11 protein-coding genes are annotated in these 12,430 nt (G+C 67.0%); 3 read left to right on the forward strand and 8 right to left on the reverse strand.

Annotation, left to right across the window (positions count from 1 at the left end; all coding sequences use genetic code 11):
- Both WEB06_13320 and WEB06_13325 read left to right on the forward strand, forming a co-directional pair.
- The coding region (locus tag WEB06_13320) for an ATP-binding protein (GenBank protein ID MEX2556592.1) at positions 1–384 on the forward strand (384 nt) is incomplete at its 5' end.
- A 400-nt stretch (positions 385–784) separates the two neighbouring features.
- Complete coding sequence (locus WEB06_13325; GenBank protein MEX2556593.1) at positions 785–3,175, forward strand: hypothetical protein; 2,391 nt, start codon at positions 785–787, stop codon at positions 3,173–3,175.
- Positions 3,176–3,717: 542 nt separating this feature from the next.
- Here WEB06_13325 and WEB06_13330 read toward each other — a convergent pair.
- From WEB06_13330 to WEB06_13340, 3 genes are read right to left on the reverse strand one after another with little or no spacing between them, the layout of a single operon-like run.
- Positions 3,718–4,482 carry a class I SAM-dependent methyltransferase gene (locus WEB06_13330; GenBank protein MEX2556594.1) on the reverse strand — a complete coding sequence of 255 codons (765 nt, stop codon included), beginning with the start codon at positions 4,480–4,482 and terminating at the stop codon, positions 3,718–3,720.
- 42 nt (positions 4,483–4,524) lie between these two features.
- A complete protein-coding gene (locus WEB06_13335) occupies positions 4,525–5,346 on the reverse strand; it encodes a polysaccharide deacetylase family protein (GenBank protein MEX2556595.1) in 822 nt (273 codons plus the stop codon).
- Positions 5,343–6,335, reverse strand: a complete 993-nt coding sequence (locus WEB06_13340; protein ID MEX2556596.1) for a glycosyltransferase — start codon at positions 6,333–6,335, stop codon at positions 5,343–5,345. Before WEB06_13340 ends, WEB06_13335 begins: the two co-directional genes overlap by 4 nt.
- On the opposite strand from WEB06_13340, the gene WEB06_13345 reads away from it, so the two are divergent.
- Complete coding sequence (locus WEB06_13345) at positions 6,246–6,590, forward strand: hypothetical protein (protein MEX2556597.1); 345 nt, start codon at positions 6,246–6,248, stop codon at positions 6,588–6,590. The two genes, WEB06_13340 and WEB06_13345, sit on opposite strands and share 90 nt — an antisense overlap.
- 113 nt (positions 6,591–6,703) lie before the next feature.
- Here the strand turns inward: WEB06_13345 and WEB06_13350 are convergent, their stop codons facing one another.
- The 5 genes from WEB06_13350 to WEB06_13370 all read right to left on the reverse strand — a co-directional run.
- Complete coding sequence (locus tag WEB06_13350; GenBank protein MEX2556598.1) at positions 6,704–8,029, reverse strand: alginate lyase family protein; 1,326 nt, start codon at positions 8,027–8,029, stop codon at positions 6,704–6,706.
- Between the two features lie 37 nt (positions 8,030–8,066).
- Positions 8,067–9,539: a lipopolysaccharide biosynthesis protein gene (locus WEB06_13355; protein MEX2556599.1), complete on the reverse strand. Its 1,473-nt coding sequence runs from the start codon at positions 9,537–9,539 to the stop codon at positions 8,067–8,069.
- Between the two features lie 303 nt (positions 9,540–9,842).
- Positions 9,843–11,216, reverse strand: coding sequence for an O-antigen ligase family protein (locus WEB06_13360; GenBank protein MEX2556600.1), 1,374 nt, complete (start codon positions 11,214–11,216; stop codon positions 9,843–9,845).
- A 117-nt stretch (positions 11,217–11,333) separates the two neighbouring features.
- Complete coding sequence (locus WEB06_13365; GenBank protein ID MEX2556601.1) at positions 11,334–12,005, reverse strand: CpsD/CapB family tyrosine-protein kinase; 672 nt, start codon at positions 12,003–12,005, stop codon at positions 11,334–11,336.
- Positions 12,006–12,015: 10 nt separating this feature from the next.
- Positions 12,016–12,430, reverse strand: a 415-nt coding sequence (locus WEB06_13370) for a GNVR domain-containing protein (GenBank protein ID MEX2556602.1), incomplete at its 5' end; no start/stop codon positions are given.

Genomic DNA, 12,430 nt, shown 5'->3' on the forward strand with positions numbered 1-12,430 from the left:
CGCGCGCTCAGGGAGCTACGCGGCGCCCCGCCCGAGCCGGAGGTCGAGCAGCGGCAAGGGCGCCTCGACGAGGAGCTGCGCCGGCTGCTCTGGATTCCCCTGCTGATCGTCGACGAGGTCGGCTACATCCCCTTCGACCCCGCCGCCGCCAACCTGATGTTCTCGCTCGTCTCCTCCCGCTACGAGCGCGCGAGCATGATCGTCACCAGCAACAAGCCCTTCTCCGCCTGGGGCGAGATCTTCGGCGACGAGGTCGTCGCCGCGGCGATGATCGACCGGCTCGTGCACCACGCCGAGATCCTCTCGCTCAAAGGCGACAGCTACCGCCTGCGCGATCGCGACCTCGGCGGCCGCCCGCCTGCTCGAGAGCCCGAAACCGGATAGGTAATCGGTCGCGGCAAGCGCTCGCAGGCCCGCAGATCGCCTCTCAGCGCCCCGATCCGAGCCTGCTGATCGCTCCAATCCGCCCCGATCAGGTCCTCGCGAGCCTCTCTCGCCGCCGCCCACGACGCCCAGACAGGCTCTCACGACCGCGCCGGCCACCGGCCTACGGCCGCTCACCAGAGGGGGTCCGTTTTCAACCGGCGCGAGGAGGTCCGTTTTCGACCGGCCTTGACACACGACCCGACCGCGGTCGGGCTCCACCGGTCGGTCGCGTGGTGGCGCGGCGAATTCGATTCCGACCGACGGCGCACTCACCTGCGGCAACGATCGGAACACCTGAGTATCCCCCTGTTGGGGGGGAGGCGCGGGGCGGCGGCGGCCGATCAACGACGGGTCCACCTTGTCCACCGTCGAGGAGGATCTCATGGGCCGCCACCCCTCGTACTCAGCGATGCGTTACCAGACGATGCAGGCGCTTCTGCTCGTGCTGCTGGTAGCGGTCCTCGTTTTCCTGTCAGGGCCGGCTAGTTCGAGCACGACGACTCCCGCACGACAGCACTTCCTCGCGCAAGGCTCGGTCTACGCGACCACGGTCTACGACTCAGCGGGCACCGAGGTCTATCCCGTCGGTGCGACGAACGGCGACAAGCACGGCACCATCCGCTGGGAACCCGGGGGAAAGTATGCGGAGACCCGGAAGACGTACGCGCTCTTCGGGATGCGGCTCATTCAGGGAAACCCGGGTCGCGTGTTCGACTTCCACACGCACCCTGCGGACAGACCGTGGGGGTGGACGCCTCCAGCCTGTGCGAGCGGGGGATCGTCGCACGCTGTCGCTCCGGTCGCGATCGACTACTTCGACGCACGCGGACTCGAGCTCGTCGTCCAACCCGAGGGCTCCTGCGGCGGCAGCCGCAACTACCACTACCGCATCATGGCGTCTGCCGAGATCGAGGCGAAGCGAGGGGAGTGGATCTTTCTCTGGCTCGAGGTCCTCTGGGGGCGACGAGACGGTTCCACCCCCACCGCTGGAGGAGTCCGACTCTGGGTCGACGGCGAGAACGTGCCGCGCGTCAACCGTCAGGGAATCAACACGCACTGGTACGAGCAAGGGATGGCCACCTTCTGGCAGGGGACCTATTGGTGCGGCAGCTGCGGTAGCGCACCAACGAGCATCACGGTCGAGCATACGGCCCCACGCTTCGGCCGCACCCCTCAGGAGGCGTACGAGGACGTTCCGACCTTCCACAGTCATTGGGGAAGCAAGACTCAAGACGGCTCGAACCCGCCTGGCGATGGTTGGAATACGACGCAGATCACGACCGAGGTGCCAGTTCCGGCGCCCTTGCCAGGGTCCGAAAGCTCGGAGCCTCCACCTCCTCCACCTCCTCCACCTCCTCCACCTCCTCCAGCTCCGTCACCTCCGCCGCCCTCCCCGAAGCTGAACGTGAAGAAGGTGGTGGTCGGCGCCTCCACCTCGCCGAGCGCATTCGCCTTCTCCGTCAGCAACGGTGGCGGGACGCACGCCTTCGAGGCCGACGGCCAGAACGAGCTGACCTTGCCGGCCGGCACCTACAACGTCACCGAGCCCGCCGTCAGTGGCTGGACGACGACCTACGCCGGCTGCTCGAGCATCGCGCTCGCGTCGCCGCAGGCAACCGTCCCCACCTGCACGATCACGAACACGAAGCAGCAGACGGCGTCACCTCCGCCGCCCTCCCCGAAGCTGAACGTGAAGAAGGTGGTGGTCGGCGCCTCCACCTCGCCGAGCGCATTCGCCTTCTCCGTCAGCAACGGTGGCGGGACGCACGCCTTCGAGGCCGACGGCCAGAACGAGCTGACCTTGCCGGCCGGCACCTACAACGTCACCGAGCCCGCCGTCAGTGGCTGGACGACGACCTACGCCGGCTGCTCGAGCATCGCGCTCGCGTCGCCGCAGGCAACCGTCCCCACCTGCACGATCACGAACACGAAGCAGCAGGCGGCGCCGCCGCCCGATTCGACCGCGCCGACCCAGCCTACTGAGCTCACCGTTGCAAATGCGACAACGAGCATGCGGCTCTCGTGGTCCGCGTCCGTGGACAACGTCGGCGTGAGAGGCTACGGCGTGTACGTGGATGCTCAGCGAGTTGCGTCGGTGGCAGAGTTGTCGGCAACTGTGACCGGCCTGGAATGCGGGACCTCGCACGCCGTCGCCGTCGATGCGTACGACGCTGCTGCCAACCGCTCCCCGAGAGCGACGACGATCGCTTCCACCGATTCGTGTCCGCCCGCGCCAACCGCGACCCCGCTGAAACCGCACACGCCGATCAAGCCGAACACGCCGAAGAGGCCGGACGAACGGGCGGAGGAGCGGGAGAGCCTTTCCCCGCAAGCCGCATCTCCTCCGATTGCGGGGCGGCCTGGGCGCGGGGAGTCGACTCGGAGGCCCGATCGGTGCCGATCGAATGACGAGCGTCGAGGGCTGTCGAAGAGAGCCGCATGCCAAGGTGGCTCCGTGTGGCCGGCGCTGTCGTCAGACCACGCAGTCGAGGTTGGATGGTGGCGGTTCGGCCCGGAAGGGAACGGTGAGTTCGGGTGGTACCCGCCGACAACAGTGATGTTCGGCTTGTTCTCCTTGTTCCCGCTCCATCGAGCCGTGACCCTCGCTTCTGCCACCTCGTCGGTGAACTGGGACGGGCGCCGCTTCGTCACGCGCCGTGCGCTCAAGCTGCACCTGGAGTGGAGCGGTGCGAGTTGGCCCCTCTGGGTGCGACAGCATCTGAAAGCGTTCGAGCAGCTTTCTGCTTGAACGAGGCACCGGCGGCAGGGAACAAACTAACTGCCTGTCAAGACCGGTTGATGGCCGGTCGAAAAGTGACCCTCGCTGAGCGCCCACCGGCCGCAGGCCGATGGGCGGTGCGTCGTGCGCGACCGCCTTGCGTCCCCGGTGCGACCAGCATGGTGTCGCCATCGGCACTGAATCCTGTCGGTTGGCCGATTTCGGCCGAGCCGGACGAAATCGACGTGCTGAGAGCCGTTCTGTGGGCCTGCGAGCGCCCGTCGCGACCGACCGCATACGCCGTTCCGAGCTCGCGGGCGTGCGGCCGCCGAGATCGCGGTCGCGCGGGCGGCGGGCCAGTCGCGGGTCGAGGAGGTAGGGGTCGGGCGGCACGCGGGTGACCAAGCGCCGGTATCCGGAGTCGCCGGCGAGGAACCACGACTTCACATCTGTCTGGACCCGGTCGACAGCGGGCAGCGGTGTGCAGGGCGCAGAGGTCGCACCATGCGAATGGGCGTGGCGCCATCGCGGACGCTCGATCTCCGCCAATCGTGCGCCTCGGTATCAAGGCGTCAGCTTTGCTTCACCACGTGAGCGAGCGTACCCGCTCGTCCGGCGAGCGCAAGCTCGGGCCACTGGAGCAGTTCCTCGCGAAATCGGTGTACTCCTTCGGCCTTCCACGGTCGCGTCCACGGTCTCTCAGGAGACGGGTAGAACGCGTCGTGGAGGATCAGGTGACCGCCGGGCGCGACTCCCGACAGCCAGCGCTCGACGTCCACGCGAACGCCGTCGTAAGAGTGATCGCCGTCCACGAAGATGACGTCGTATGCTCCGGGCTCGACCGGATACTCGTGCGAGTCTGCGATCTCTAGCGATACCCGTTCGCTCAGGCCGAAACGCTCCAACGCGCGCACGAGCCGTTCGTCCGCGTGGGCTACCGCGGGATCGATGTCGAGTGAGAGGACACGGCCGCCCGCCGCGGCGAGAAGCAAAGTCGTCCCGCCGCGGTAGCGCCCGATCTCCACGACCCTAGGTGCGGCGAGCGAGCGAACGAGGCGATAGAGGTAGGCGGCCTCGTCGATCATGAGCCGCGAGACCCCGTGGTTGAGAACGTTCGAGCTCAGCAGCCAGACACAGTCCTCGAAGTGATCGACCGTTCCGGGCGAGCGTTCCAGCGCCACATCGAAGTCGGCGTCCGCAGCGAGACGATCCGAGAGGCCATTCAGCAGGCGCGCAAGCTCATCGCCATCCGACATCGCTACGGCGAGTGCGCGCCGGCCAGGCGAGGTCCGAAGGAGCCCGAGCAAGACACTGCGAGCGATGTCGCGCGCGGGCACCGGCTGAGACTACCTCCGACGCTCGCGTGCTCGCGGGGCCGATCAGGTGGTCCGCCGCGTCCGTGCGGCTTTCACAGGATCGGACAGCGGCTGGGCAGTGTCAATTGCCCAGGCGGTCGGGTAGCTCGACAGACGTGAGCAAAGGTGCTCGAAGGTCCGCCAATCGTCAGCGACCTTCATACAGAGGGGGTGGGCCAGGATCGTGGCCGTGCCTCCGCCCTTGACGATTGCCTGCACCTGGCGTACGACCCGCTCCCGCCAAGCGTCGGGGTAGTCGTAGCCCGGTCGTCTGGCAACAGGAATCGTCTCGACGGTCTGGGCGCCGTGATAGAGGTGCTCGTGGTCGGGCGTCGTGTTGATCGGGAGGATCGTCACGCCGCTCGCGTGGGCGTACGGGGTCAGGCGCTGGCGGTCGACCTTGTCGGACCACACCTGGAATCCGGCATCTGCGAGCACAAGTGGCGTGTTGGCGTCGAAAGTGTAGGCGTGGTTGCGCCAACTCATAACCTTCTGGCCCGTCACCCGCTCGATCGCCGCGCACGTCCTCCGCACCATCCGCGCCTGGATCGCCCTCGAACCGTGCGGGGACCCGAAGAGCCTGTTCGCCGCGCGATATCGCCACTGGGGCTCGAACGAGTCCCAACCATGTCCCCCGACTTCGACGTTGTCTTCCGCGAGGAGGGCCTGCACGTTGGCTTCGTCTTCGATTACGGCGAGACCGGTGAAGAAGAGTGTGACCTTGAGCCCGTGGCGGCGTGCGATTCGTGCGTACTCGAGCGCGAGCGCACATTCCGTCTCGCTCGCGTAGGCGCGATCGGCAGAGTTGATCCACTGGTGAACGTCGCCCGTGAGGACGACTCTCATTCCGCTCGACCGCTTCTCAGCCGCTTGCTCGCTATCTCATAGACGGCCACTGTGCGTTCGATCATCGCCTCGAGTGTGTACTCCCCACGGACGCGGGCGAGTCCGGACCGGCTCAGTCTCTCCCAAAGCTTCGCGTCCCGAAGGAGATGCTCCATGGCCGAGGCCAGCGACTCCGGGTCGCCCGCTGTTACGAGGAGCCCGTTCTCGCCGGGCCGGTCGACCAGCTCCGGAACGCTACCGACACGCGACGCGATCAGGGGCGTTCCGCACGCCAGTGCCTGCAGGGGCGCCTGAGGCGCCGCCTCGTTCAGCTCGCTGGGGAACAGGAACGCGTCAGCGGCTGTGAGGTACCGCGTCAGCACGTGGTGCGGTTGGGGGCCGGTGAACAGGACACCCTGCTCGACGCCCAGCTCCCGGGTCAGGGCTTCCAGCGCCTCTCGGTCCGGGCCGCTTCCGAGGATCGCTAGCCTCGCCCGGCAGCCGCGGTCACGCAGGAGCGCAAGCGCGCGGATGGCGTGACGCGTGCCCTTGCTCATGTCGAGTCGTCCTGCGCACACAAACAGGGGTAGATCGTCGAGGCCGAGCTCGGTACGCGAGCTTTCACGTGACCGTGGGGTAAAAACGCTCGTGTCGATCCCGTTCGGAACGACGTAACCCAAGTCACGCTTGAGAAAGTGTGAACGCCGCGTCGAGTCGAACTCCTGGCGGGAGGGCACCATCCAGATGCACGGGCGGAAGCGGTACACCTGATCTGACTGAAACCACACGCCGAGCATCCAGATCAGCCCCTTCACCTCGCGAACCTTTGCCCGTGGACCACCCGATCTAAATCGGCGCAGGTGTGCCCCGGCATGTGCGATCCCGCTGCCGTGAAATTTCGTTACAAGCGGGACCCTCCGGTGAACACCGTGCCGAACCAGTGCGATGGCGCTCGTCGACTCGCTGTGGACAAGGTCGAAGGGACGCTTGTCGTCGAGACGCCGGAACATCTCGAGCGAACGCGGGGGCCAAGCTGGGTCGCGCCGCGGGAGCCACGAGTGCGCTGCGGCAGCATCGACATAGCGCCAGCGGGCGCCGTCTCGATGTTCTTCAACCGCGCCTTCGGGGTGCCGGGTCGTGACGACGTCGACGTCATGACCCGCTTCGACCAATCCCTTGGCGAGCGCACGCGTGTGGTCCTGCATACCCCCGACACCGTGGCCCGCGACGGTGACAACGCAGATTCGCACGGCGGCCGATGGTAGCGGGATAGTCGAGCACGAGGACGATCGTTACGGCGGCTCAAACCCTGGGGCTGTCGTCTCCTGACGTCTACTGCGCTTCTCCGCTCCGGCTCGGCAAGCGAGACCGTCGTGGGTCACGGTCCTGGCTTCCCCTTCGGTTTCGGCCTCGGCTGGGCCGGCATCGGGCCTTTCGGGCCGCGGCCGAACAGGGCCGCATAGCCGAGCACGTGGATGTTGTAGTTGTCGCCTCGCTGAGTCGGCCCACCGTAGTCGACCGCGGCACGTAGCCGCTTCACGAGCTTGGGGTCGCTCGCATTCCGGAGGAGAAGCTCGTAGAACGCCCGCCAAAGCGCCGCGATCTCCGGCCAGCGAGAGCCACCGTACTGCGTCCTCTCGAGGTTCGGCGGAATCGTCTGGCTCGTCGCGAACCGAGCGTGATACGGGAACGGGGTGAAGACCGTGTAGGCATGTCGCCGCGATCGATACGCAAACAGGTCGATCGGGTGACCCGCGCGCCGCGCTACATCGGCGATGAGCACGATCGGCGCCCACGCGAAGTGGCCGTAATGGATCGATGAGCGATATCGACCCTCGCTCATCTCACCACCGGTTCCGTCGATGATGAGGCCCTCCAGGAGCTCGTCCCATCCGTACTCGCGCCCTTTTGGCGTCCGGTGCCGGAAGTTCCAGTCGAGCGTGGACCGAAGCGTGCTGCCGCCCACCACCGCCGCCGCCCATACGGCCATCGCCCGCTGCCACGTCGCCCCATTGCCGTAGGGCGCGACGTTCGTGCGGTCCGAGCCATACGTCACGTCGGGGACCCACGGGTCGTCCCGTGAGGAGTCTGCGCCGTTGATCCCTCTACCGACGAACTGCGCCGTCCAAGCGGCGAACTCCGCCCGTTCGGACTGCGTGAACTCGGGCTTCGCGAGCTCGTACGCCATGCACAGCTTGATCACCGGCCCGACGGGCTCCGCGACGAAGTGCCCAGTCCTGGCCTGCGGCGGCGCGGGATTGTACGTACGGGCCCAGGCGAGGCAGATCGCCTTCGCGCGCTCGGCGTGTGCGGCACGGCCGCCGACGGCATACGCGCTCGCGAGTGTGTACGCGGCAGCCCCATCGCGTCGCCCCGGTTCAGAAAGCGTGGCCTGCCAATTGTCGGGGTCCACGTCCCCTGGACGCGTCGGATTTGGTTGATAGCCGAGCCAGTTGTTGGCGTCGGCGAGCGTTCGCTTCCATGCACGGCGCGCAAACCCGAGCTTGAGGTCGAAGACGTTCGCCCGGACCCGAGCAAGCTCGGCAGCGGTGAGGACGAGAGAGCTGTGGAGGCGGGGCGACGCGCCGAGCGCGCTCGCTGACCGGAGACCGAGGGCGACCGTCAGTCCGGCGCCTACGCCGGTACGAACGAGGTCCGCGCGTGTAAGACGCCGCGAATCCGTGTGCGTTAGGTCCTCGTGCACCCCTTTCCTCCCCCTTTGTGCGCTGTGCGCAATTGTCTCACGCTGACGGCACGATATCGACGCGGGCCGGATCAGGGGCACCGCGCAAGCCCGCCACGATCGGGCGAAGGACCGCTCGAGCGAGAGCCGCAGCGGCTACGAGAAACGCTCCGCCACCGACGAGCACGACAACGAGCATCGAGACGACCGGTGGAAGCCCGTTCGTCAGAGGAACGACGACCGCGAGCGCGACTGCGACGATGGCCCCACAGGCGGCTGGTCGCGCAAGCGCACGCACGAGCTCGACCGGGCGGAGCTCGATCGCGCGGAGCGTCAGCGGCATCATCACGGCCGCGACGGTTGCCACCGCGAGCACGAGCGCGAACGCGGCCCCTGATGTACCGAAGCGCGGCACCAGTACGAGGAGCGCAGGCAGCACGACGCAGAAGTGGAGAACGGCTGACAGGAGTGCGAGATGTGGTCGCCCGATGCCCTTGAAGAGCTCGCCCGATGGCCCCACGACGAGTCGGATCAGTCCGAAGAGCGCAAGGATGCGCAGCGGTCCGATGACTTCCTCCCACCTTGCGCCGAGAAGGCCCAGGACGATGGGCTCGGCGCCAATGCCGAGCGCGACCGTGACCGGAAGCGCGAGCAGCACGGTCCGTTGAAGGTTCTGGACGTACCCGGCGCGGACTGCAGCGACATCGTGCTGGACGCGCGCGTATACCGAGAACATGATCCGTCCGACGATCGAGCCGATGACGACGTTCGGCAGGCTCGCGAGGCGCAACGCGACCGAGTAGGCGCCGAGCGGCGCTGCCCCGAGGAACCGCCCCACGACGACGTTGTCCATGCTGTTGTTCACGATCACGAGCACGTTGGCGCCGCTAACGTGTCGCCCGTAGCGCAGCATCTCCCGCAGCACCGGAATCGACGCCTCTCTCGGCGCCGGCCAATAGGGTGCAAAGGCCCACATGAGCGCTCCTTGGGCTGCCGTGCCGGCGATCTGGCCGCCGACGAGACTCCATGCACCCAGGCCTGCCGCAGCGCACGACACAGCTACGAGCGCCTGGACGACGAAACCGCTCAGCTCCGCCTTCGTGCGAGATCGGAAGTCGAGCTCACGCTCCAGTAGCGCGCCGGGAACGACCGCGAGCCCGCGGATGGCAACAACGGCCGCGAGCGCCTGAACGTACGGGGTCGCCTCCGGAAGGCGAATCAGGGTCGTGTAGATCGGTGCAAGAGCGACGACGAGCCCGGCAAACGCAAAGCCGGCCACCGTGGCGAAGACAAACGCGCTCGCGGCCGCTGTACGCGGGTCGCGATGCCGCCCCTGGACCACGGCCGCGCCGAGCCCCGACTCCTGGACCTGCGCCACGACCGCGAGTAGCGCAACGCCAACGGCGACGATGCCGAAGGACGCCGGGTCGAGCAGCCGGACGAGGACAAGCATGCTTCCCAAGGCGACGAGCTGACCCACGCCCATCCCAAGCCCGATCCACGCCGACCCTCGCACTATGCGGCGGTTCAACTCATCGTCGAGGCCGAGGCTCTCCCGGTGGTCGTGTGGCGGCAACGTCATGGATCTGTCGGTCGCATTCGCGCTTTCAGGACAGCGACGACTCCGCGTCGTGATGGTTGGCCGACGTCCTCCAGTTGGTAGCGGCTGTCGCGGCAGTAAGGCGCATCGTCAGAGTGCCCCTGTTCCACCGAGCGTCCCTCCAGCAGCGCGACGAGAAGCAACAACCCGGGGACAAGTGCGATGCGCATTTGGCGGATCAATGGTCGTCGAGCACGTTCGCAGCGTGCCTCGGTCCCGTGGCCGCGACGGACTCTACGGCGAAAGCTCATGCCGCGGACGCGCGACGAGGCTCGGCAATGCGAACAGGATCCAGATCGTGAGCAGCATGATCGTGTGCGGCAGCACCACTCCACCGGCGGCGTTGACCATGAATGCGAACCATGTCCCGAGCGCCCAGACGATCAGTGCCTGCTGCACGGCGTCCGCGCCTCGCAGGCGCCTAAGAGCATCGACCACATAGAGGAGGCACAGGAGCAGGAACGAGCCGAGTGCGAGCACGCCTCCGCCGGCGAGTAGCCACACGTACGAGTTGTGCGGGTCGTCCGAGATCGTGTAGATCACCCCCTGCAGCGCGAATCGATTGGAGCGGCCGAAGCCGACGCCCGTGACCCAGTCCTCGCCCACCCCCTCGAGGACTGCTTCACGGGCCTCCTCCCGATACCTGACGTTGAGGTCATCCGACGACGTTCCCGTCACACGGTCTCGAAGCGTCGGGAGCAGATCCGGCGCGACGTTGGAGACGAGGAGCACTGCCAGGACAAGAAGCGGCGCGAACAACGGCAGCATGGCCATGACCGTGCGGCGCATATAGCGGCGCGTGACGAGCAAGATCGGCACGATGAGTGCCACGGCTGCATACGTCGTGCGTCCGAATGCAACGATTACTCCGAAGAGCGCCAGCCCGCCGACGGCCGCATGCCCCAGCTGCCTTACGGGTCGCCGCTCGAGCTCGAGGTTGAGCAGCGCGCAGATCATGCTGCCCGTGAGATAGACCGCAGTGCTCAGCGCGAGAGCGCGGACACCGCCAGTCGAGAGGGTCGCAGAGTCGGTCTGCGACGTGCCGCTCGCGAGGTAGTAGACCGCATAGAACGACTGTATGACGGCGCCGGCGTAGAAGACGCGCGTGATCGCTTGCCACGCCGACGCTGGTGTGGTGTCGGTCAACGCGAGCGCGATCGCGGAGTAGAGCACGAGCCGGAAGGGCTGCCCGATGATGCTCGTGTCGTAGCGCTCGTGTCCCTCGAGCACGCCGAACAGCACGGTGATAGCCAGCAGAGCGAGCGGCCACCTGAAGACGACCGAGAGCCGAACCCGTTCCGGCTGCAGCTCTTGGGAGAGCCGTGACGCAAGCCAGGCACCGAATGCGAGCAGAAGCAGTACGTCGGTGGCGTAGATGCTCCCGCCGGGGAGCGGTAGTGGATCTGAAAATGGAAGACCCGTGAAGGTGATCGCGAACGCCGCCCACGCGAGCAGTGCCCGGTGCGCCTCGACGAGAGCGCCGAAGGCGATCAGCAGTGCCGGCAGGAGCCCGACCACGAGCGCGAGTAGCAGTGCCCTTTGGCCGATAGCGGCACCGAGCCCGAGGAGCAGGTTGGCGCCGGCCGCCGCCGTCGCAAATCCCGCCACGATGAACCATCGCGGGGCGTCCCGAAGGAGCGCGCTCAAATTACTGCCGCCGCGTCGAGAAGGTGAATCGAGCGACTGTTTGTCGGTGCCAGGGCGGAGGCCACCACCTGCGTGCCGTTAGCCGTAGCCGTACTCGGACAGACTACCTTCGCGATTGACGACGAACCCGAGGATGTTCGCGCCCACCAGGTGAAGCTTCGCAACGGCACGATCCACACGCCTTGTCCCCTGTTTCTTCGTGACGACGAAGACCACGTTGACGTCGGGGTGGGCGGCGATGTGCGCTGCATCCGAGCCGACGAGCATCGGAGGCGTGTCGATGGCGACGATGTCGTACTCCCCGCTCGCCTTCGTGAGCAGGTCGCGTACCGCACTCGAGCTCGCGATGTCCCCAGCTCTTGGAGCGGGCATACCCGCGGTGAGAACGTGTAACCCTGGAATACCCTGGATCGGCTGCGTCAGTGCGTGGAGCTCGCGCCGGGAGAGGATCACCTCGGTGAGGCCTGGGGAGCGCGGGATGCCGAAAATGTCGTGCTGCGTAGGGCTCCGCATGTCGGCGTCAACGAGTAGCACGCGGCGGTCGTTGACCGCCGAAACGAGAGCATAGTTTGCGGCCACCGTCGACTTGCCCTCGCCGGGCCCGGCGCTGGTGAAGAGCATGAGGTTGCCTCGGCGGGAGTCGGGGACGAGTTCGAGCGCGACGCGAAGCGTGCGGAAGGGTTCGGCCGACGGCTCGACCGGCACGACCAGTCCGCGGGTCTTCGAGTTCCGTGAGGTCGACTCGGCCATACTGCTGCCCCTATTCGCCACTACGCCCAGCCTCGGGTGCAGCGATCGACCAACGCGTCGGACCGGCCATCGCCTCGGTTGACATCACCGTCACTGTGCTCTCCGCAGGCTTGGGTACGGATGCGAGCACGGTCGAATGTCCCTTCAAGTTCAAGGACGGCACCGTCGCGAGCACCGGTCGCCCGAATCTCTCCTCCCACGCGTCGACCTCTGGTAGGCGATCGGCGAAGAATTCGCGCGCCAGCGCGAGCGCGGCGTTGAAGAGAAGTGCGAGCATGATGGCAATTGCGACGGTCAGCGTCGTCCTCGGTAGCACCGGAGCGCTCGGAGCAGTGGCGCGGTCGACGACGACGATCTGGTCACGGAGCGTTCCGGTCTCGGTGATGAACTTTCTGAGCGCTTCGGTCGTCGCGTTCGCGACCGCG

It is taken from the genome of Actinomycetota bacterium (assembly GCA_040905475.1).
In the GTDB taxonomy this organism is placed as follows: domain Bacteria; phylum Actinomycetota; class AC-67; order AC-67; family AC-67; genus DATFGK01.